Source organism: Pseudonocardia hydrocarbonoxydans, from assembly GCF_006539565.1.
Taxonomy (GTDB): domain Bacteria; phylum Actinomycetota; class Actinomycetes; order Mycobacteriales; family Pseudonocardiaceae; genus Pseudonocardia; species Pseudonocardia hydrocarbonoxydans.
The window spans coordinates 80,277-101,765 of the sequence record NZ_BJNG01000001.1 but is presented as its reverse complement, the minus strand read 5'-3'; the positions used below and the strand labels follow the sequence as shown (position 1 = coordinate 101,765).

The window sequence follows — 21,489 nt, the reverse complement described above, 5'->3', positions numbered from 1 at the left end:
CATCCCGGGCCGCACCCGCCGCGCCCCGCCGCCCAGGTTTCCGAGGCTCAGGCGACCGACCGGAACGCCGGGTACACCGCGAGCTCGTCCGGGGCGTCGATGTGCCGGTCCCGCAGCACCTCGGCGACCGCGACGCCGAGGTCGGCGCTCGCGTGGCGCCCGGCCGCCGCCGCGGACGCGGCCATCTCGCGCCAGTAGTGCGCGAGCACGGTGCTGATCCGCGGGGTGCGGGTCGGGTCGGGCCCCAGCAGGGCGTCACGGCCACGGATCCGCGGCAGCAGCCACCACGTGCACAGCCACACCCACAGCAGCTGCGCGTCGAGCAGCCGGCGCCCGAGCAGCTCCGGGTCGTCGAGATCGGGCCACACCCCGGAGATCTCGTTGCGCCAGGCATCCAGCATCACCGCGGTCACCCCGGGCGGCAGCGCGAAGCTCGCCTCGCAGGCCGGGAACGGCACGCGGAAGTAGGCGGCGTCCAGCGCGACGTCGCGGAAGCAGCCGCCCTCGAAATCGACGAACCGCACCCCGCGGCTGGTGACGAGGTTGTTGTCCGGGCAGGTGTCCGACGGGCTGAACGCGCGGTAGCGGGTGCCGCCGAGCAGCCGCGCGGAGCCCTGGGCGTCGCGCAGCGCCGCGTCCGGCACCGGCACGCCGAGCACGTCGGTGAGCATCGCCGAGACCCCGGCCAGCGCGGCGCGGGCGTCCTCGGCGACGGGGTCGCGCCAGGACCGCTCCCCCAGCCGGCGCAGCAGCGCCCCGAAGTCGTTCTCCCGGCCGGCCGTGGTGGCCTGCATCCGGCCCAGGCCGCGGGCCCACCCCAGCAGGCAGCGCTGCGCGGCGGCGGGGTCGGGGCCGAACAGGGCGTCGGCGAGGGTGGAGCTGCGCCCCAGGTCCTCCAGGACCAGCAGCCGAGCCTGCGGGTCGTGGGCGATCAGCTCCGGGCTGGCGCGGGCCTCGGAGGGCAGGGCGGTGAACAGCTGGCAGCTCGCGACCTCGTGGTGGAACGGGTCGGGCCTGCCCGGCTCGGGGTCGGCCAGGTAGTGCTTGACCACCAGCGTGCGCGGCAGGGAGAACGGGTTGCGGGCCACCCGCGCCCGGGCCACCACCGACCGGTCGCTGCCGCCCAGGTCCTCCGGGTCGGCCAGGACGACGCTCGCCCCCGCCCGGCGGGTGAGCAGGCGTTCGGCTGCAGCCAGCGCCATGAGCACCGGTCTGGGGAAGGCGCCCAGGTTGCTGACCATCGCCCGCGACACTACCCCGTGGACAGCCGCCTCAGCCGGTGGCGCCGCCCCCGGGCCCGGCGGGACAGCAGCAGCACCACCACCGCGGCGAGCACGATCCCGACGAGGTTCACGACCAGCTGCGTGACCGAGCCCGCCGCCTCGGCGAAGCGACCCTCGACCAGCGCCACGCTGGCGAAGGCGGCCGCGGGCACGGTGGTGACGGAGATGAACACGCCCACCAGCGACGCCGACTTCGCCGAGGTCAGGGCCAGCATCCCGGCGGCCCCGGCCAGCAGCGCGACGATGAGGGAGAACCAGCCGACCTGGTAGATGAAGTCGACCTGGTCCAGGGTGTCGAGGGTGGTGGCGTCGAGCAGGCCGAGCGCGTCGAACGCCAGCGTGGCCACGGCCGTCACGGCCATGGCGAGCGGGAAGCCTGCGGCGAGCGCGATCCCGCCCCGGCGGACGAGGTCGCCGCGCCGCAGGACGACGCCGACGGCGACGGCGGCCAGCGGCCCGAACTCGGGGCCGAGCACCATCGCGCCCACCACCGTGACCGGCGAGTTCGTGATCGCGCCGATCGCCGCGAGCAGGCAGGCGACGGTGAGGAAGATCTGGAAGCTGATCGACAGCCGGGAGTCCTCCCCGGTGCGCGCCACGACCTCGTCCCAGATGACGGCGTCCTGCGGGTCGCCCGGCACCACCTCCTCGGCGGTGTCGGCGGCGTCGGACAGCGTGGTGTCGATGGCCTCCAGGGTCACCCCGCCGGAGCGGTCGACGCCCAGGGCGCACAGCCCGTCGAGCACGGAGTCGACCGCCTCGCGGGTGACGTCGGCCTCGACGACGTCCCCGGCCGGCTGGATCGCCGCCCCGGCCAGCACCGTGACGTGGGTGGCCCCCGGCTCCGCGACCAGCAGGTCGCGGACGGCGGCGGTCGACGCCGCCGGGGAGATGACCCGCAGGTGCTGCACCGCGGGCTACCGCGCGTCGGGCGCGGGGGCCGCGGCGGGGCGGGCGGGCTTGGCGTCCACCCCGGCCTCCCTGCGCTGCTCCGGGGTGATCGCGGCGGGTGCGGCGGTGAGCGGGTCGTAACCGCCACCGGTCTTGGGGAACGCGATGACCTCACGGATCGAGTCGACCCCGGCCAGCAGCGCGGTGATCCGGTCCCAGCCGAACGCGATGCCGCCGTGCGGGGGCGGGCCGAACGCGAACGCGTCGAGCAGGAAGCCGAACTTCTCCTGGGCCTCCTCCTCGCCCAGCCCCATGATCTCGAAGACCCGCTTCTGCACATCGGCGCGGTGGATTCGGATGGACCCGCCACCGATCTCGTTGCCGTTGCAGACGATGTCGTAGGCGTAGGCCAGCGCGTTGCCCGGGTCGGACTCGAAGGTGTCGATCCACTCGGCGGTGGGCGAGGTGAACGCGTGGTGCAGCGCGGTCCACTGGCCGCTGCCGACGGCGACGTCGTCGGTCTCCGCGGTGGACTCGAACATCGGGGCGTCGACGATCCAGACGAACGACCACGCCGACTCGTCGAGCAGCCCGGTGCGCCGCGCGATCTCCCCGCGGGCCGCGCCCAGCAACGCGCGGGCGTCCTTGGCCGACCCGGCGGCGAAGAAGATGCAGTCCCCCGGCGCCGCGCCGACGGCCTTCGCCAGCCCCTCGCGCTCGGCCTCGGAGAGGTTCTTGACCACCGGGCCGCGCTCGTCGACGGTGCCGTCCTCGCCGATCAGCACGTAGGCCAGACCCCGCGCGCCGCGCTGCTTGGCCCAGTCCTGCCAGGCGTCGAGCGCGCGGCGGGCCTGCGAGGCACCCCCGGGCATGACGACCGCGCCGACGTAGGGGTTCTGGAAGACCCGGAACTGCGTGTCGGCGAAGTACTCCGTCATCTCGGTGAGCTCGATGCCGAAGCGCAGGTCGGGCTTGTCCGAGCCGAAGCGGCGCATCGCCTCCGCGTAGGTCATCCGCGCGATGGGCCGCGGGATCTCGTACCCGATCAGCTCCCACAGGGCGGCCAGGATCGCCTCGGCCAGCTCGATGACGTCGTCCTGCTCGACGAAGCTCATCTCGATGTCGAGCTGGGTGAACTCCGGCTGGCGGTCGGCGCGGAAGTCCTCGTCGCGGTAGCAGCGGGCGATCTGGTAGTAGCGCTCCAGCCCGCCGACCATCAGCAGCTGCTTGAACAGCTGTGGGCTCTGCGGCAGCGCGTACCAGTTGCCCGGGCGCAGGCGGGCCGGGACCAGGAAGTCCCGCGCGCCCTCGGGGGTGGAACGGGTCAGCGTCGGGGTCTCGACCTCGACGAACTCGCGGGCGTCGAGCACCGCGCGGGCGGCCTTGTTGACGGAGCTGCGCAGGCGCATCGCCGCGGCCGGTCCGCTGCGGCGCAGGTCGAGGTAGCGGTGCCGCAGGCGGGTCTCCTCGCCCACCTCGGCGTGCTCGTCGACCGGGAAGGGCAGGGGCGCCGACTCCGACAGCACGGTGAAGTCGGTGACCGTGACCTCGACGGCGCCGGTGGGCAGCTCGGGGTTCTCGTTGCCCTCGGGGCGCACGACGACCTCGCCGGTGACCTGCACGCAGAACTCCGAGCGCAGCCGGTGGGCCCGCTGGGCGAACTCCGGCCGGGCCATCTCGCCCTCGCGGAACACGACCTGCGCCGACCCGGAGGCGTCGCGGAGGTCGACGAAGATCACTCCGCCGTGGTCACGGCGGCGGGCCACCCACCCGGCGAGGGTCACGGACTGTCCGGCGTGCTCGGCGCGCAACGTGCCGGCGGGGTGGGATCGCATCACGGCGTCGAGGCTATCCGGCGGCCCCCGGCGCCCGGCCAGCAGGTTTCCCCTACCTCCGGTCACCTCCGCGCGACCGGTGCGCGAGCCCCGTCACAGCAGGCTCAGCTGTTCGGCCTCGGGGGCGTGCACCGCGCTGCGGGCCAGCTCGGACGGGTCGGGCCCCGCCCGCACGACGCCGGTGGACGCGGTGAGTCCGTGCCGGCGCAGCAGCGGCGCGACCCGGGCCGCCAGACCCCGCCGGTACGCCGCGTCGACGTAGGACCCGCGCCGGTAGAGCCGGGCGTAGGGCTCCACCAGCCCCGGGTGCTCGCGCGAGAGCCAGGCGAGGAACCACTCACGGGCCCCCGGGCGCAGGTGCAGCGCCAGCACGCTCACCCCGGTGGCGCCGGCCGCGCGGATCCGGCCGAACAGGGCGTCGAGCGCGTCGTCGGAGTCGGTGAGCAGGGGCAGCACGGGCGCCACCATCACCCCGCAGGCGAGCCCGGCGTCGGTGATCCGGCGGACCAGGTCGAGGCGGGCCCGCGGGGAGGGTGTGCCGGGTTCCAGCCCCGCCTGCACGGCCCGGTCGAGCAGCGCGACGGAGACGCCGAGCCCGACGGGGACGTCGCGGGCGGCGGCGGCGAGGCGCGGCAGGTCGCGGGCCAGCACCGTGCCCTTCGTCAGCAACGACAGCGGGGTGCCCGACCGCGCCAGGGCGTCGATGATGCCCGGCATCAGCCGGTAGCGACCCTCCGCGCGCTGGTAGGGGTCGGTGTTGGTGCCCATCGCGACCGGCTCGCGGGCCCATCGCGGGCGCCGCAGCTCGCGGTCGAGGACCCGGCCGACGTTGACCTTGACGACGATCTGGGAGTCGAAGTCGGCCCCGGCGTCGAGGTCGAGGTAGGTGTGGGTGCCCCGCGCGAAGCAGTTGTGGCTCACGACCCCCTCGGCCACGAAGTCGCCGGTGCCGGTGGTGATGTCGAACATGGGCTCGGTGCGCCCCGTGGGCTCGATCGCCACCACCTCGGCGGCGACCCCGACCGGGCCGCCCGACAGGTCCCGTCGCCGCCCCACCGCGGGGCCGGTGAGCTGCAGGAACCGCGCGAGTGCCGCCGGCCCGCCGGTGAGCCGCACGACCCGCTCCCCGCGCTCGGCCGACTCCATCGCGAACCCGAGGCCCAGCCGGTGCAGCGCCCCGGCCACGCGCCCGACCACCTCCTCGTCGGAGTGCCGGACCCGCAGCTCACCGCACGACACCGAGCCCCGCGCGTCGACGACCCCGGCGAGGAACCCCGCGCACCAGTCGGCACCCGCGTCCCGTGGCCAGCGGGCGACCTCGGCGACGGGAGCGATCCCCGCTCCGGCGGCGCGGCGCGGCGGAGGGGCGATGCGGCCGTCGACCACGGCGCCGACGGCGACCGGCTCCCGGGTGCGCGGCGCCCGCCCGAGCTCGGCCAGGTAGTGGTGCGCCCGCCCCAGCGCCTCCAGCTCCAGGTGCACCGACGGGAAGCAGCGGTCGGGCTCGGCGGGGGTGGGGCCGTCGGCGCGGACCAGCCCGGCCAGGTAGCCGCGCCGGTAGCCAGGTGTCGGCGGGCCGGCCTGCTGCGCGGCGAACGGGCCCGGCCCGAGGACCGTGCCCCCGACCCGCAGCCGGGGACGGCGCCCGGACCGGCACCAGCCCCCGGTGACGTGGCGCCACCCGGAGCCGGTGAGGAACCGGTGCTCGCCGCTCGTGACGATCTCGGTGCCGCCGGTGAGCCGCAGCCGCACCGCGGGCCGGACGGTCGACCAGTGGGCCAGCACGGTGGTGCGCACGTATCGGCGGCGCCCGCCGGCCCGCTCGGTGCCCACGACCGCGTCGCCGACGCGCAGCTCCGCGATCGGCCGCGTCGACCCGTCGGCCATCAGGACCCGGGTGGGACCGGCGAGGCAGTAGACGCACGCGTGCGAGCACCCCCGGTAGGGGTTGACCGTCCACCGGAACGGCACCGGCGACGTGCCCGGCACCCGGTTGAGCGCCGAGCGCGCCTCCACCTCGTGGAACACCGTGCCCGCGAACTCCGGCACCCGGACCGACCGGAGCAGCCCACGCATCCCCGGCAGCACCGCCGCCGGACCCACGCCCTCGTCCCTCACCTGCTGCCCGCTCCACCGCATGCCGCTATTCGAACATGTGTTCGATCCCACCGCAAGCCCGTCCCGCGCCGGACGGCCGGTGCCGGGGTGGCGCCGCGCGCCCGCGGCCCGACCGGCGCGCACCGCGCCCCCGCACGCGCACCGTCGAGGGTGCGCGCCGGGCCACAGCGTGCGCGCCGGGGCCCACCCGAGCCGTCGGACACCACCTCCCCCGCGCGGCGCGCCGGGTGGCTCTGGTGCACGCTGCGAGGTATGTCCGACAGCACCGTCCGCACCGTGGTCGTCATGGGGGTGTCGGGGGTGGGCAAGACCTCCGTCGCCGCGGAGCTGGTGCGGCGCACGGGATGGGTTTTCGTCGAGGGGGACGACCTCCATCCCGAGGCCAACCGGGCCAAGATGGCGGCCGGCCACCCCCTCGACGACGACGACCGGTGGCCCTGGCTGCGGCGGATCGCGGCCTGGATCGGGGAGCGGGAGGCGGCCGGGACCGGCGCTGTGCTCACCTGTTCGGCGCTGAAACGGTCCTACCGCGACCTGCTCCGCGACGGCCACCCGTCCGTGCGCTTCGTCCACCTGCTCGCCCCGGAGCCGCTGATCTCCGAGCGGCTGACCGCCCGCCGGGGCCACTACATGCCGGCGTCGCTGCTGGGCAGCCAGCTCGCGACGCTCGAACCGCTGCAGGACGACGAGCCGGGCGTGCGCGTCGAGACCACCGGGAGCCCCGGTGACGTCGCGGCCCGCGCACTCGCCGCCCTGGACGTCGACCCGCGCCCCGACACCGGGGCCGACACCGACACCGACACCGCCGAGGACGGGACCCGCTGATGGACGACTTCGTACCCGTGCACGGCACCGCCGTGCTACTGCTGATCGCCGTGGGCGCGGTCGCGCTGCTGCTCGTGCTGATCATGGCGCTGCGGCTGCCTTCGTCGCGCTGATCGGCGTCACGCTGCTCACCGCGCTGGCCGCGGGCATCCCCGTCGACCAGGCCGTTCCCGCCCTGCTCGACGGCTTCGGCACCACCCTGGCCAGCGTCGCGCTGCTGGTCGGGCTGGGGGCCATGATCGGGAAGCTGCTGGAGGTGACCGGCGGGGCGCAGGTGCTGGCCGACACGCTCGTCGGGCGCTTCGGGGAGCGGCGCGCACCGCTCGCGCTGGCGTGGCCTCGCTGCTGTTCGGCTTCCCGATCTTCTTCGACGCCGGGTTCGTCGTGTTCCTGCCGATCATCTTCAGCGTGGCGCGGCGCTTCGGCGGGTCGGTCCTGACCTACGCGCTGCCCTCGGCCGGGGCGTTCGCCGTCATGCACGCGTTCGTGCCGCCGCACCCGGGACCGGTCGGCGCGGCCGGGATCCTGGGGGCCGACATCGGTCTCGTGCTCGTCGTCGGCCTGGTCATCGGCCTGCCCACCTGGTACGTCGCCTCGTACCTGTTCGGCCTGTGGAGCGGGCGACGCGACGACGTGCCGGTGCCCGAGCTGCTCTCCGCCGACGGGCCCGCCGGGGGCGCCGTCCGCACGGAGGTCCGCACGGCGCCGCCGCGGTTCTCCACGGTGCTGGCCCTGCTGCTGCTGCCGCTGGTGCTGATCCTGCTCAACACCGGGCTCAACACCCTCGCGACGGCCGGCGTCGTCGACGGCGACACCACCACCGTCGGCGCGCTGCGGCTGCTGGGTCAGACCCCGGTCGCCCTGCTCATCACCGTGCTGGTCGCGCTGGTCGTGCTGGGCCGGGAACGGTTCAGCCGGGCCGAGGCCGAGTCGATCGTCAACTCCTCGCTCGGCCCGGTCTGCGCCATCATCCTCATCACCGGGGCCGGTGGGGCGTTCGGCGGCGTGCTGCGGACCAGCGGCATCGGCGACGCGCTCGCGCAGTCGCTCGACGCCGTCGGTCTGCCGGTGATCGTCGCGGCGTTCCTCATCGCCACCGCGCTGCGCGTCGCCCAGGGCTCGGCCACCGTCGCGCTCACCACGACCGCGGGCCTGGTCGCCCCGGTCGTGGCCGCGGAGGCGCTGAGCGGGATCGACGTCGCGCTGGTCGTCATCGCGATCGCGGCCGGGTCGACCGTGCTCTCCCACGTCAACGACTCGGGGTTCTGGCTGGTGGGCCGGTTCCTCGGGATGGACGTGCGCACCACGCTGCGGACCTGGACGGTGATGGAGACGCTGATCGGTCTCGTCGGCTTCGCGCTGGCGTTCGTGGCGAGCCTGGTCCTCGAGAGCGCCGGGGCGGGCGCCCGGTGGCGGGGCGCACAGGTCAGGATGGGTCCGTGTCCGTACCCGGCGCTCCCCCTCCGGCCGGCGCGGCCCGCGAACCCGGCGGGTCCGCCCGGCGACCACCCCACGATCCCGACGCCCCGACCGGGCCGATCCGCGCGGTACCCGGCGTCGACGGTCCTCCGGCGGCGCCGGACCCGGACCCCGCCGACCCGCCGACGTCCGCGCCCCCCTCCGCGGCCCCGGACACGGCGGCCGGGTCCCCCGCGGTGGGCCGCGCCGCGGCCCGGCGGGCCCGGGCCGGGCGGCGGGCGCCGGTCACCGGGCACGGGCACTCCCACGGCGGCCCGACCGCCCCCGCGGGCCGCCGGGTGCGGCTGCTGATCGCGGCGTTGCTGGTGCCGTGCGCGCTGGCCACGCTGATCGGGCTGGTGGTGCTGTGGCCGGACGGGGTCGCCACGGCCCCGCCCGCCACCGCGCAGACCCCGGTGCGCGCCGAGGTCACCGCGGCGCAGGCCACGGACTGCACGCCCGGCTCGGGCGAGGGCGGCTGCGTCGCGCTGGTCGTCCGGATGGCCGACGGGCCGCTGCCCGGCCGCGACCTCGTGCAGGTCGTGCCGGTCGAGCCCAGCACCCCGACCTTCGGGGTCGGCGACGACGTCGTGCTGGGCTTCTCCGGCGGCGACCCCACCGATCCGGGCTCCTACCAGGTCGTCGACTTCCAGCGCAGCGGGGCGCTGGTGTGGCTCACCGTGCTGTTCGCCGCCGCCGTCCTGGTGCTGGGGAGCTGGCGGGGCCTCGCCGCGCTCGGCGCGCTGGTGCTGAGCTTCGTGGTGCTGCTGGGGTTCGTCCTGCCCGCGATCCTCGACGGGCGCGACCCGCTCGCCGTCGCCGTCACCGGGTCCTGCGTGATCATGTTCGCGGTGCTCTACCTGACGCACGGGCCCTCCGCGCGCACGTCCACCGCCGTGCTGGGCACCCTGGTGTCCCTGGCCCTGATCGGGGTGCTGGGCGCCCTGTTCTCCGTCGCCGCCCGGCTCACCGGCCTGGACGAGCAGACCACCACCCTGATCGCCTCGCTCGGCACCGGCGTCGACGCGCGCGGACTGCTGCTCGCCGGGGTCGTCATCGGGGCGCTGGGCGTCCTCGACGACGTCACGGTCACCCAGACCAGCGCGGTGTGGGAGCTGCGGCGCGCCGACCCGGGGATGAGCGCGGCCGGGCTGTTCACCGCGGCCATGCGGATCGGGCGCGACCACGTCGCGTCGGCCGTCAACACCCTGGTGCTCGCCTACGCGGGCGCCTCGCTCCCGCTGCTGCTGCTGTTCTCGCTGTCCGGGCAGACGCTGGGCGACGTCGCCACCTCGCAGGCGGTGGCCACCGAGATCGTGCGGACGCTGGTCGGGAGCATCGGGCTGGTCGCGTCGGTGCCGATCACCACGGCGCTCGCCGCGGTGGTGGCGCGCCGGGAGTCGCCGGAGGCCCTGCGCGTCTGACGGGGCCGGTCACGATCACCCGGGCCGGCGGGCCACCAGCGTCGCCTCGCCGTCGGCCTCGACGTGGACGAGCTGCTCCAGGTCGGGGAACGCCGCCGCCAGCTCGCCCGGCGCGGCCCGGAACGCGCCACCGGAGTCGCCCACCGACGACAGCACGGTGAGCACCAGCAGCCCACCGGGAGCCAGCACGGCGGCCAGCGCCGGGTAGAGCGCCGGGTCGCGGTAGCGCTGGCAGACCACCACGTCGTAGGGCCCCGACACCGGCAGCCCGGTGCTCAGGTCGTGCTCGATCCAGGTGACGTCCGGCGCGAGCGCGGCGCCCGCCGCCAGCCCCACCGGCGAGACGTCGACCGCGTCGACGGCGAACCCGCGACCGGCCAGCCACGCGGCCACCGCCCCCCGCCCGCACGCGACGTCCAGCGCCCGGCCGCCGGCGGGCAGCAGGTGCTCGCGCCCGCGCAGTGCGCCGGGCGGCATCGGGACGCCGGGCCCGGCGACGGCGTGCCGGGCGTCCCAGCGGGCCGCGTCCGGGGACGTGTCACCCACCGAGCAGCGCGACCAGCTCGTCGACGACCGCGTCCAGCGGCACCGACCGCTGCTCCCCCGACCCCAGCTCCTTGACGCCCACGGTGCCGGCGTCGAGGTCGCGGTCGCCGAGCACGAGGGCGTAGCGGGCGCCGGAGCGGTCGGCCGCCTTCATCGCGCCCTTGAGCCCGCGCCCGCCGTAGGCCAGGTCGACGCGCACCCCGGCCCGGCGCAGCGCCCCGGCGAGCACGACGAGCCGGCGCTTCGCGGCGTCGCCCAGCGGCACCCCGAACACCTCGACGCGCGCGTCCGTCCAGGGCGTGACGCCCTCGGCGCGGCAGGCCAGCAGGGTGCGGTCGACGCCGATCCCGAACCCGACGCCCGACAGCGGCTGCCCGCCGAGCGTGGCCATCAGCCCGTCGTAGCGCCCGCCGCCGCCGATCCCGGACTGCGCCCCGAGCCCGTCGTGGACGAACTCGAAGGTCGTCTTGGTGTAGTAGTCCAGGCCGCGCACCATCCGCGGGTTCTCCACGTAGGCGATGCCGAGGTCGTCGAGGTGCTCCTTGACCGCGGCGTGGTGGTCCTTCGCCGCGGGCGAGAGGTGGTGCAGCAGCAGCGGCGCGTCGGCCGTGAGCGCGCGGACCTCGGGGCGCTTGTCGTCGAGCACCCGCAGCGGGTTGACCCGGGCCCGCTCGCGGGTGGCCTCGTCGAGGTCCAGGCGCGACAGGAAGTCGGTGAGCAGGTCGCGGTAGGCCGGGCGGCACTCGTCGTCGCCCAGCGAGGTCAGCTCCAGGCGGTAGCCGCGCAGGCCCAGCGCCTTGTAGCCCTCGTCGGCGACGGCGATGACCTCGGCGTCCAGGGCCGGGTCGTCGACGCCGATCGCCTCGACGCCCACCTGCTGGAGCTGGCGGTAGCGGCCGGCCTGCGGGCGCTCGTAGCGGAAGAACGGGCCCGCGTAGTGGACCTTGACCGGCAGCCCGACGCGGTCGAGCCCGTGCTCGATCACCGACCGGACGACGCCCGCCGTGCCCTCGGGGCGCAGCGTCACCGAGCGCTCCCCGCGGTCGGCGAAGGTGTACATCTCCTTGCTGACGACGTCGGTCGACTCGCCGACCCCGCGCGCGTAGAGCCCGGTGTCCTCGAAGACCGGCAGCTCCAGCAGCCCGTAGCCGGCGCGCGTGGCGGCCGCGACGAGGGTGTCGCGGACGCAGGCGAACGCCGCGGACTCGGGCGGGGTGTACTCCGGGATGCCCTTGGGTGCGGCGAACGAGGCGCTCACAGGCCACGCCCCGGGACCGGGAGACCCTGCAGGAACGGGTTGGACGCCCGCTCGCGCCCGATCGTCGTGGTGGCGCCGTGCCCGGGCAGCACCAGCGCGTCGTCGGAGCGGGTGAGCAGCTTGTCGCGCAGGCTGGCCAGCATCTGGCCGTGGTCGCCGCCGGGGAGGTCGGTGCGCCCGATCGACCCGGCGAACAGCGTGTCGCCGGCGATGATCACCTCGGTGCCCTGCCCCCCGTCGGCGGCCGAGGTCGGGGTGAAGATCACCGAGCCGCGGGTGTGGCCCGGGGTGTGGTCGACGCGCAGCGTGAGCCCGGCGAGATCCAGCGTGGCGCCGTCGGTCATCTCCTCCACCGAGCGCGGCTCCCGCATCTCCAGCCGCCCGCCGAAGAACGCCGCCGACTCCGTCGACAGGCCCTTCATCGGGTCGGCGAGCATCTCGCGGTCCTCGGGGTGGATCCAGGCCGCGATGTCGTGGCCGTCGCAGACCGGGGTGACGCTGAAGGTGTGGTCGAAGTGCCCGTGGGTGAGCAGCACCGCCACCGGGGTCAGGCGGTGCTCGGCGAGCAGGGCGTCGAGGGGCTCCACGGCGTCCTGGCCGGGATCGACCACGACGCACGCCTCCCCCGGACCCTGGGCCACCACGTAGCAGTTGGTCTGGAACGAACCTGCGGGGAATCCGGCGACGAGCACCCGACCAGCCTAGAGCCCGGCGCCGCTGGATATCGTGGCGGCCGATCGGCGGACCCGGAGGTACACGGTGGCGACCAACCAGATGCGGCGCGAGGCGGCCAAGCGGAAGCTCGAACGCCGGCAGGAGCGGCGGGCGCAGCAGGCGAAGCGGCGCCAGCGCGTCGCCGTCGTCACCTCGGTGGCCGTGGTGGTCGTGGTGGTGGTCGGGATCGTGCTGTTCACCACGCTGTCCGGGGGCGAGGAGACCACCCCCGAGGCCGCCGCGCCGACCGCGACACTCGGCGACTGCGCGTTCGTGCCCGGTGACGCCGCGGCGAAGCCCGCCCCGGTGCCGACGATCACCTCCGCCCCGACCTCGGGCACCGCCGCGGTGACGCTGCAGACCGACCAGGGCGCCGTCCCGCTGACCCTCGACCGTGCGCAGGGCCCGTGCGCCGTCGAGAACTTCCTCAGCCTGACGACCGCCGGCTACTACGACGGCACGCCGTGTCACCGCCTCACCGGCGGGGGGTCGCTCAGCGTCCTGCAGTGCGGGGATCCGACGGGCACAGGCTCCGGCGGGCCGGGCTACACCGTCAACGACGAGCCGCCCACCGGGCTCAGCCCCGACCCGTCCGGTGGCGGCGTGACCTACCCGCGCGGCACCGTCGCGATGGCGAAGACGGCGGCGCCGGACTCGGCCGGCAGCCAGTTCTTCCTGGTCTACGCCGACTCGGTGCTCCCCCCCGAGTACACGGTGTTCGGCTCCATCGGGGACGAGGGGCTCGCCACCCTGGACGCGATCGCGGCCGGTGGCAACGACGGGTCCAACGGCCCAGGTGACGGCGCACCGCTGATCCCGACGACCATCGAGACGGCCGCCGCCTCGTGATCGGCGAGATCGGGACACGGCCGCCACCGGTGGCGCTCACGTCCCGGTCCTGACGATCATGACTGCGCCCGGTGGCGCCCCGGCTCCGGTGTCGCCGGCTCGGGACCGCGGACGGAACACCTGAACGTGCGGCGGCCACCGCCGGACCGTCCCGACGGCCGGCACTACCGTGCAGCCATGATCGTCAAGCGGACCGCCGTACTCGCCCCCCTGCTGCTCCTGGCGCTCGCCGGCTGCGGCTCCGCGGACCGGAGCCCGGACCCCGCCGCGGCGTCCGGCACCCCGTCGGCACCGACGTCGGCATCGACCTCCACCGCCCGCGCCACGGCCGACGCGACGCAGGCCGCCCGCTGCGTCGCCGCCGACCTGCGGGTCGCCCTGGGCGAGGCCACCGGCGAGGGGCAGCGGACGGTGCCGGTCGTCTACACCAACGTCTCCGACCGGGCCTGCGAGGCGACCGGGGTGCCCGGCGTCGACCTGCGCGGTCCCGAGGACCCCAACGGCCCCAGCTACTCGGTGGTGCGCCAGGAACCCGACGGTACGACCGTGACGCTCGAACCGGGGGCGGCGGCCGTCGCGGTGCTCACCTACCTCACCGACTCCCCCGGCTCCGTCGGCACCCTGGGCTCCACCGGCTGGGTGCCCACCGAGCTCGTGACGACCCCGCCCGGCGACACCGCGCAGCTCACCGTGCCGTGGAACGGCGACCCGGTGCTGCGCCAGGACGGCGCCACCCGGCCCGGGACCTACGTCGGGCCGCTGGCCGGGTCCTGAACGGGGCGGCTCAGCCCGCCGACGTCACCCGGTACACGTCGTAGACCCCCTCGACGTTGCGCACCACCTTCAGCACGTGCCCGAGGTGCTTGGGGTCGGCCATCTCGAAGCTGAACCGCGACACCGCGACGCGGTCGCGCGAGGTCGTCACCGACGCCGAGAGGATGTTGACCTTCTCGTCGGCCAGCACCTTGGTGATGTCGGAGAGCAGCCGGTGGCGGTCGAGCGCCTCGGCCTGGATCGCGACGAGGAACACCGAGCCCGCCGAGACCGACCACGCGACGTCGACGATCCGCTCCGAGCGGCTCTGCAGCTCGGTGGCGTTGGTGCAGTCGGTGCGGTGCACCGAGATGCCCCCGCCGCGGGTGACGAACCCGAGGATCTCGTCGCCGGGCACGGGTGTGCAGCAGCGGGCGAGCTTGGTGTAGAGGTCGGCCAGGTCGGCGGAGTCGCCGCGCACGACCACCCCGGCGTCACCGGTGGCACGGCGCGTCCGGATCGTCGACGGGGTGGCGCGCTCGGCCAGCTCCTCCTCGGCGTCCTCCATCCCGCCCAGCAACGCGACGAGCCGCTGCACGACGTGCCGGGCGCTGGCGTGGCCCTCCCCGACCGCGGCGTAGAGCCCGGAGAGGTCCGGGAAGTGCAGCTCGCGCGACAGGGCGGCCATCGCGTCGGCGGAGACCAGCCGCTGCAGCGGCACCCCGGTGCGGCGGGCCTCGCGGGTGATGGCCTCCTTGCCGCCCTCGATCGCCTCCTCGCGGCGCTCCTTGGCGAACCACTGCTTGATCTTCGTGCGGGCCCGCGGGGATGCGGCGAAGGCCAGCCAGTCGCGCGAGGGGCCCGCCCCCTCGGCCTTGGAGGTGAAGATCTCCACGACGTCGCCGGACTCGAGCTTGCGCTCCAGCGCCACCAGCCGGCCGTTGACGCGCGAGCCGATGCAGCGGTTGCCCACCTCGGTGTGCACGGCGTAGGCGAGGTCGACGGGGGTGGAGCCGAGCGGGAGCGTCAGCACGTCGCCCTTGGGCGTGAAGACGAAGATCTCCTTGGTGCCCAGGTCGAAGCGCAGCGACTCCAGGAAGTCACCGGGGTCGGCCGCCTCCCGCTGCCAGTCCAGCAGCTGGCGCATCCAGGACATGTCGTCGACCTCGACCGTAGACCCGACGGCGCCCTTGGACTCCTTGTACCGCCAGTGCGCCGCGATGCCGTACTCGGCGGTGCGGTGCATCTCCGCGGTGCGGATCTGGCACTCCAGCGGCTTGCCGTCCGGCCCGATGACGGTGGTGTGCAGCGACTGGTACACCCCGAAGCGCGGCTGGGCGATGTAGTCCTTGAACCGGCCCGGCATCGGCTGCCACAGCGCGTGCACCATGCCCATCGCGGCGTAGCAGTCGCGCACGTCGTCGACCATCACGCGCACGCCGACGAGGTCGTGGATGTCGTCGAAGTCGCGACCCTTGACGATCATCTTGCGGTAGATCGACCAGTAGTGCTTCGGCCGGCCCTCCACGGTGGCCGCGATGCGCGCGGAGTCGAGCTGCGCGGTGATCTCGTCGATGACCTGCTTGAGGTAGGTGTCGCGCGAGGGCGCGCGGGTGGCGACCAGCCGCACGATCTCCGAGTACTTCTTCGGGTGCAGGATCGCGAAGGACAGGTCCTCCAGCTCCCACTTGACCGTGGCCATCCCGAGCCGGTGCGCCAGCGGGGCGAAGACCTCCAGGGTCTCCCGCGCCTTCTTCGCCTGCTTCTCCGGCGGCAGGAACCGCATCGTGCGCATGTTGTGCAGCCGGTCCGACAGCTTGATCACCAGCACGCGGGGGTCGCGGGCCATCGCGACGATCATCTTGCGGATCGTCTCGGCCTCGGCCGCGTTGCCGTACTCGACCTTGTCGAGCTTGGTGACGCCGTCGACGAGCTGGGTGACCTCGTCGCCGAAGTCGGCCCGCAGCCGTTCCAGCGAGTAGTCGGTGTCCTCCACGGTGTCGTGCAGCAGCGCCGCGACCAGCGTGGTGGTGTCCATGCCCAGCTCGGCCAGGATCGTGGAGACGGCGAGCGGGTGGGTGATGTAGGGGTCGCCCGACTTGCGCTTCTGGCCCTCGTGCTTGGCCTCGGCGACGTCGAAGGCGCGCTGCAGCAGCGCGAGGTCGGCCTTGGGGTGCACGGCGCGGTGCACGCTGGCCAGCGGCTCCAGCACCGGCGCCACCACCGCCACGCGCTGGGGTGTCATCCGGCGCGCGATCCGCGCCCGGACACGGCGCGTGGCCGAGGGCTTGGCGGGTCCGTCCGGGCTGGGGACCGGGGGTGCCGCCGGCTGGACTTCGGTCACACCCACTCCTCGCTGACGCTCGTCGCCGGCGTGCCCGCCGGTGCTGTGCCCGACCGTGCCCTCGCAGGCTCGGTCACACCCACTCCTCGCAAACAGTGCGCGGTGCCCTCGCGGGCTCGGTCACCCCGGTGAGGATAGTCGCTTCAGGCGTGCAGCAACGCGTGCACCGGCAGCGGGGCCAGCGCCTGGCGCCCGGACAGCGCGGTGAGCTCCAGCAACGCCCCGAACCCGACCACCTCGGCGCCCGCGTCGGCCAGCAGCGCCGCGGTCGCGGCCGCGGTGCCGCCGGTGGCCAGCACGTCGTCGACGACGAAGACGCGCGCCCCGGGCGACACGGTCTCCGCGGGCAGCTCCAGGGTGGCCGTGCCGTACTCCAGGTCGTAGGTGCGCGACCCGGCCACGCGCGGCAGCTTGCCCGCCTTGCGCACCGGGACCACCCCCAACCCCGCGACCAGCGCCACCGCGGCCCCGAGCAGGAAACCGCGCGCCTCGATCCCGGCCACGACGTCGGCGTCGCCCACGCAGGCCGCCAGCTCGGTGGCGACCGTGGTGAACGCGCGCGCGTCGGCGAACACCGGGGTGAGGTCCTTGAACAGGATCCCCGGGCCGGGGAAGTCGGGCACGTCCCGGACCAACCCGACGACGTGGGTCAGCGAGCCGTCCTCGTCGAGCTCGGGATCGGCGACGGTCACTTCCGCCGCCGACCGGTGGGCCGGTTGGCCTGCGGCCGGGCGGTGCCGGCCGGGCGGGCGCGCGCGGGCACCCCGGACGCCGCGGTGAGGGCCTTCTCCCGGCGCAGCTCGGTGGCCAGCGTCGCGTCGTCGGTGAGGTCGGGGTCGGCGTCCGGGTCGCCGCCCGCGGGCGCGGCGGCGTGCAGGCGCCGCTTCCGCACCCGCTCCGCCTGGTCCCGCACCTTCGGGTCGCGCAGCTTGAGGTCGACGAGCAGCGGCGTGGCCAGCAGCAGCGACGACACCGCGCCGGCGAGGATGCCGACCATCTGCACCAGCGCCAGGTCGGCGAGGGTGCCGACACCCAGCAGGCCGACGCCGATCACCAGCAGCCCGATCACCGGCAGCACCGCGATCAGCGAGGTGTTGATCGACCGCATCAGCGTCTGGTTGAGCGCGAGGTTGGCCGCCTCGGCGTAGGTGCGCCGCGAGAGGGCGAGCAGGCCGCGGGTGTTCTCCTTGACCTTGTCGAACACCACGACGGTGTCGTAGAGCGAGAAGCCCAGGATCGTCAGCAGGCCGATCACCGTGGACGGGGTGACCTCGAAACCGACGATCGAGTAGATGCCCGCGGTGACGACGACGTCGTGCACCAGCGCGACGAGCGCGGCGATCGCCATGGACCGCTCGAAGTAGAACGCCAGGAACAGCGTGACCAGCACCAGGAACACCACGAGCGCGATGAGCGCCTGGCGGGTGATCTGGTCGCCCCAGCTGCCGCTGACGGCGCTGTCGCTGATCGCGGCCGGGCTCGGCACGCCGTCCGGCCCGGCGGGGCCGAACGTGTCGAACAGGGCCTGCTTGAGCGTCACCAGCTGGGCCGGGTCGAGCGTCTCGGACCGGATCTGCACCGACTGGGCGGCGCCGGTCCCGGCGACCTGCACGGTTGCCGGCTCCTCGCCGATGGCCTGCTCGTACACGGCGCGGACGGCCTCCACCTCGACGGGTGTGCTGGTGGCCGCCGTCGGGAACTGGATCTGGGTGCCGCCGGTGAAGTCGATGCCCAGGTTGAAGCCGCGCAGCACGATCGAGAGCACGCACACCAGCATCAGCACGCCGAACGCGACGTACCACGTCCTCCGGCGGCCGACGACGTCGAACGCGCCGGTGCCGGTGTAGAGCCGGGAGAACACGCTGCCGGTCATGTCAGGCCCCCTTCGAGGTCGATACGGGGCGCCCGGCCACGGCCTTCTTGCGTTCGGCGCCCATCCGGGCGGCCGACCCGAGGCCGGACCACCGCGAGCTGCCGAACACCTTGTTGTTCGACGCCAGCGCCACCAGCGGGTGCGTCACCAGGAACACCACGACCAGGTCGAGCACCGTCGAGAGGCCGAGGGTGAACGCGAAGCCCTTCACCTGTCCGACCGCGAGCACGTAGAGCACCACCGAGGCCAGGAAGCTGACGGCGTCGGCGGCCAGGATCGTGCGGCGTGCCCGCACCCACGCCCGGGGCACCGACGAGCGGAACGTGCGGCCCTCCCGCATCTCGTCCTTCAACCGTTCGAAGAAGATCACGAACGAGTCGGCGGTGATGCCGATGGCCACGATGAACCCGGCGACGCCCGCGAGGTCGAGGGTGAACCCGATCCAGCGCCCGAGCAGCACCAGCACCGCGTAGACGACGGCCCCGGACAGGATCAGCGACAGGATCGTCAGCAGCCCCAGGACGCGGTAGTAGACCAGGCAGTACAGGAACACCAGCAGCAGCCCGACGCCGCCGGCGATCAGGCCCGCCTGTAGCGAGGCGAGCCCCAGGGTGGCCGACACCGTCTGCGCCTCCGACGAGGTGAACGACAGCGGCAGCGAGCCGTAGCGCAGGATGCCCGCGAGCTCCTGGGCCTCCTCCGGGGTGAACTGACCCTCGATCCGCGTGTCGCCGTAGATCGCCGAGTTGATGGTGGGCGCCGAGACGACCTCGCCGTCGAGCACGAACGCCGCGTTCCGGCCGATGTTGGCTGCCGTGTACTCGCCCCAGATCGCCGCGCCGCTGCTGGTGAACTGGACGTTCACGACCGTGCCGATGCCGCCCTCCGCCGGCTGGGCCTGGGCCCCGGCGATCTCGGTGCCCTCCAGCAGCGCGGGGGCCAGCAGGTACTTCGCGGTGCCCTCGACGTCGCAGGCCACCAGGGGAAGCGCCGGGTCGTCGTAGCCCTGCAGCGGGTCGTTCGCGGCGCAGTCCAGCGCGGCGAACGCGGCCGCCTGGGCCGGCTGGGAGATCGCGGGGTCGGGGTCGACCAGCTCCGGGGCCTGGCGCAGCGCCCGGGCCTGCTCGATCGCGGCGGCCAGCTCCGGATCGGCCGGGGCGTCCGGGACCGCATCGGACGGGGCCGGCTCCGGTGCGGGCTCGGGGGTGGGGGTCGTGAGCGGCGTGGTCTGCGCCACCGGCGCCACGTCGGTCTCGACGACCGGCGGCCCGGCACCCTGCGGCGTCTCCGCGGGTGCGGCCGGGTCGGCGGGGGCGGCCGGGTCGGCGGGCGCGGCCTCCTCCGGCGCGGCGGGATCGGCCGGGGCCGCCGGGTCGGCGGGGGCGGCCGGGGCGGCCGTGGCCGGGACCGGCCCGCCGACGACCTCGCGGATCCGCAGCTGGGCGGTCTGGCCCAGCGACCGGGCCTGCTCGCCGTCGTCGCCGGGGACGGTGATCGTCAGGTTGTTGCCGTCGAGCACGACCTCCGAGCCGCCGACACCCAGCCCGTCGACGCGCTGCTGGATGATCGCCTGCGCCTGGAGCAGCTGGTCGCGCGGGGCCTGGGCGCCGGTCTCGGTGCGGGCCTCCAGCGTGACGCGGGTGCCGCCCTGCAGGTCGATGCCCAGCTTCGGGGTGAGGTTCCCGTCACCGGTGAAGAAGACCAGCGAGTACAGGACGGCGATGACGCCGACGAACGACGCGAGATAGCGCCAGGGGCGGATCTGCCCCGGGGTGGTGGCCACGGTGTCTCTTCCTGACGTCACGCCGCGACCACGGGGCCGCGGCGGGGTTTTCAGCTCGGCGCGCTCAGTTCTGGGTGGCGCCGTTGGCGTCGTTGTCCTTGACCAGCGACGGCGGCGCCTCGTCGGTGCCCGGCTCGTCCGGGGCCACGACCTTCTCCCGGACCGCGGCCCGCACCCAGGTGGTGACGACGTCGTCGGCGATCTCCAGGTCGACGGTCTCCTCGTAGGAGGCGTCGACCACGGTGGCGCGCAGCCCCGAGGTGGTCACGACGATGTCGCCGACGGCCAGCTCGGACTGCATCTGCTGCATCTCCGCCATCTGCCGGCGCTGCTTGCGCCCCGACAGGAAGATCGGGATGAACAGCAGCAGGATGAACAGGGGGAACAGCAGCGAGAGGTCCATGGTCTCCGTATCTCCGCACGTCGTCGGCCTGGCTGGAGTCTGCCAGCCCGGCCTCAGAACAACGGCGGAGGGCCACCCGGTGCGACGTCCGGCGGAGCGGTGAGCCCCAGATGGGCCCAGGCCGACGCGGTGGCGACCCGGCCCCGCGGCGTGCGGGCGAGCATGCCGGCACGTACGAGGTAGGGCTCGCAGACCTCCTCGACGGTACCCGGCTCCTCCCCCACGGCGACGGCCAGCGTCGACACCCCCACCGGCCCACCGCCGAACGAGCGCACCAGTGCGCCGAGCACCGCGCGGTCGAGGCGGTCCAGGCCCAGCTCGTCGACGTCGTAGACGGCCAGGGCGTCCTGCGCGACGGCCCGGGTGACGGCCCCGTCCGCGCGGACCTCGGCGAAGTCGCGCACCCGGCGCAGCAGCCGGTTGGCGATGCGCGGCGTGCCACGGGAGCGCCCGGCGATCTCGGCGGCGCCGTCCGCGTGCAGGTCGACCCCGAGGATCACCGCCGCCCGGCGCAGCACCCGCTCCAGCTCGTGCGGCTCGTAGAACTCCATGTGGGCGGTGAAGCCGAAGCGGTCGCGCAGCGGCCCGGTCAGCGCGCCGGACCGGGTGGTGGCCCCGACCAGGGTGAACGGGGCGATGTCGAGCGGGATCGAGGTGGCGCCGGGCCCCTTGCCGACGACGACGTCGACCCGGAAGTCCTCCATCGCCAGGTACAGCATCTCCTCGGCGGGGCGGGCGATGCGGTGGATCTCATCGATGAACAGGACGTCGCCGGGGGCGAGGTTGGACAGCATCGCGGCGAGGTCGCCCGCCCGCTCCAGCGCCGGGCCCGACGTCAGCCGCACGGCCGCACCCAGCTCCTCGGCGACGATCAGCGCGAGGCTGGTCTTGCCCAGCCCCGGCGGGCCCGACAGCAGGATGTGGTCCGGCGGGGTCCCGCGGCCCTGGGCGGCCTGCAGCACCAGCTCCAGCTGCTCGCGCACCCGCGGCTGGCCGATGAACTCGGTGAGGGTGCGCGGCCGCAGCGAGGCGTCGACCTCGACGTCGTCCGGCTCGACGGACGGGCTCAGCTCACCCACGCCGACCCCGGCTCTGCGCACCGATACGCACCGGTGCGGCCGACCCGCCGCTC

17 protein-coding genes and 1 pseudogene are annotated in these 21,489 nt (G+C 74.8%); 5 read left to right on the top strand and 13 right to left on the bottom strand.

What is annotated here, in order from left to right; genetic code table 11:
• Positions 1-47: 47 nt before the first annotated feature.
• The 4 genes from PHY01_RS00465 to PHY01_RS26805 form a co-directional block, all read right to left on the bottom strand.
• Positions 48-1,241 carry a hypothetical protein gene (locus PHY01_RS00465; protein ID WP_141276164.1) on the bottom strand — a complete coding sequence of 398 codons (1,194 nt, stop codon included), beginning with the start codon at positions 1,239-1,241 and terminating at the stop codon, positions 48-50.
• Between the two features lie 11 nt (positions 1,242-1,252).
• Entirely contained in the window at positions 1,253-2,194 is a 942-nt protein-coding gene (locus PHY01_RS00460; RefSeq protein WP_141276163.1) for a DUF389 domain-containing protein, read from the bottom strand.
• Between the two features lie 6 nt (positions 2,195-2,200).
• Entirely contained in the window at positions 2,201-4,012 is a 1,812-nt protein-coding gene (gene aspS, locus PHY01_RS00455; RefSeq protein WP_141276162.1) for an aspartate--tRNA ligase, read from the bottom strand.
• Positions 4,013-4,102: 90 nt separating this feature from the next.
• Complete coding sequence (locus tag PHY01_RS26805) at positions 4,103-6,112, bottom strand: intein-containing Rv2578c family radical SAM protein (RefSeq protein WP_141276161.1); 2,010 nt, start codon at positions 6,110-6,112, stop codon at positions 4,103-4,105.
• Between the two features lie 267 nt (positions 6,113-6,379).
• Here PHY01_RS26805 and PHY01_RS00445 point away from each other — a divergent pair, with 267 nt between their 5' ends.
• The 3 genes and pseudogenes from PHY01_RS00445 (at position 6,380) to PHY01_RS00435 (ending at position 9,834) form a co-directional block, all read left to right on the top strand.
• Entirely contained in the window at positions 6,380-6,952 is a 573-nt protein-coding gene (locus PHY01_RS00445) for a gluconokinase (RefSeq protein ID WP_141276160.1), read from the top strand.
• Positions 6,952-8,335, top strand: a pseudogene (locus tag PHY01_RS00440) (GntP family permease); the annotation flags it as partial. The gene PHY01_RS00445 and the pseudogene PHY01_RS00440, both read left to right, overlap by 1 nt.
• A 374-nt stretch (positions 8,336-8,709) precedes the next feature.
• Complete coding sequence (locus PHY01_RS00435) at positions 8,710-9,834, top strand: YibE/F family protein (protein WP_141276288.1); 1,125 nt, start codon at positions 8,710-8,712, stop codon at positions 9,832-9,834.
• Positions 9,835-9,849: 15 nt separating this feature from the next.
• Here PHY01_RS00435 and PHY01_RS00430 read toward each other — a convergent pair whose 3' ends face one another.
• From PHY01_RS00430 to PHY01_RS00420, 3 genes are read right to left on the bottom strand one after another with little or no spacing between them, the layout of a single operon-like run.
• The gene (locus PHY01_RS00430; protein ID WP_246085584.1) at positions 9,850-10,380 is read right to left on the bottom strand and encodes a class I SAM-dependent methyltransferase; all 531 of its coding nucleotides are present in this window, start codon (positions 10,378-10,380) and stop codon (positions 9,850-9,852) included.
• Positions 10,373-11,638, bottom strand: coding sequence for a histidine--tRNA ligase (gene hisS / locus PHY01_RS00425; RefSeq protein ID WP_141276159.1), 1,266 nt, complete (start codon positions 11,636-11,638; stop codon positions 10,373-10,375). Before hisS ends, PHY01_RS00430 begins: the two co-directional genes overlap by 8 nt.
• Entirely contained in the window at positions 11,635-12,330 is a 696-nt protein-coding gene (locus PHY01_RS00420) for an MBL fold metallo-hydrolase (RefSeq protein ID WP_141276158.1), read from the bottom strand. The genes hisS and PHY01_RS00420 overlap by 4 nt, the downstream gene beginning before the upstream one ends.
• 67 nt (positions 12,331-12,397) lie before the next feature.
• Here PHY01_RS00420 and PHY01_RS00415 point away from each other — a divergent pair, with 67 nt between their 5' ends.
• Positions 12,398-13,201, top strand: a complete 804-nt coding sequence (locus PHY01_RS00415) for a peptidylprolyl isomerase (RefSeq protein WP_141276157.1) — start codon at positions 12,398-12,400, stop codon at positions 13,199-13,201.
• Positions 13,202-13,378: 177 nt separating this feature from the next.
• On the top strand, positions 13,379-13,975 hold the full coding sequence (locus PHY01_RS00410) for a DUF4232 domain-containing protein (RefSeq protein ID WP_141276156.1): 597 nt from the start codon (positions 13,379-13,381) through the stop codon (positions 13,973-13,975).
• Positions 13,976-13,985: 10 nt separating this feature from the next.
• On the opposite strand, the gene PHY01_RS00405 is transcribed toward PHY01_RS00410, so the two are convergent.
• The 6 genes from PHY01_RS00405 to ruvB all read right to left on the bottom strand — a co-directional run bounded on the left by PHY01_RS00405 (position 13,986) and on the right by ruvB (position 21,436).
• Positions 13,986-16,199 (bottom strand): RelA/SpoT family protein, encoded by a 2,214-nt coding sequence (locus PHY01_RS00405; protein WP_174824065.1) that lies wholly within the window; start codon positions 16,197-16,199, stop codon positions 13,986-13,988.
• 242 nt (positions 16,200-16,441) lie between these two features.
• A complete protein-coding gene (locus PHY01_RS00400; RefSeq protein WP_246085583.1) occupies positions 16,442-16,990 on the bottom strand; it encodes an adenine phosphoribosyltransferase in 549 nt (182 codons plus the stop codon).
• The gene (gene secF, locus PHY01_RS00395; RefSeq protein WP_141276154.1) at positions 16,987-18,171 is read right to left on the bottom strand and encodes a protein translocase subunit SecF; all 1,185 of its coding nucleotides are present in this window, start codon (positions 18,169-18,171) and stop codon (positions 16,987-16,989) included. The genes PHY01_RS00400 and secF overlap by 4 nt, the downstream gene beginning before the upstream one ends.
• A 1-nt stretch (position 18,172) precedes the next feature.
• The gene (secD, locus tag PHY01_RS00390) at positions 18,173-19,954 is read right to left on the bottom strand and encodes a protein translocase subunit SecD (RefSeq protein WP_141276153.1); all 1,782 of its coding nucleotides are present in this window, start codon (positions 19,952-19,954) and stop codon (positions 18,173-18,175) included.
• A 64-nt stretch (positions 19,955-20,018) separates the two neighbouring features.
• Entirely contained in the window at positions 20,019-20,357 is a 339-nt protein-coding gene (yajC, locus tag PHY01_RS00385) for a preprotein translocase subunit YajC (RefSeq protein ID WP_141276152.1), read from the bottom strand.
• 53 nt (positions 20,358-20,410) lie between these two features.
• A complete protein-coding gene (ruvB, locus tag PHY01_RS00380; protein ID WP_246085582.1) occupies positions 20,411-21,436 on the bottom strand; it encodes a Holliday junction branch migration DNA helicase RuvB in 1,026 nt (341 codons plus the stop codon).
• Positions 21,437-21,489: the final 53 nt, after the last annotated feature.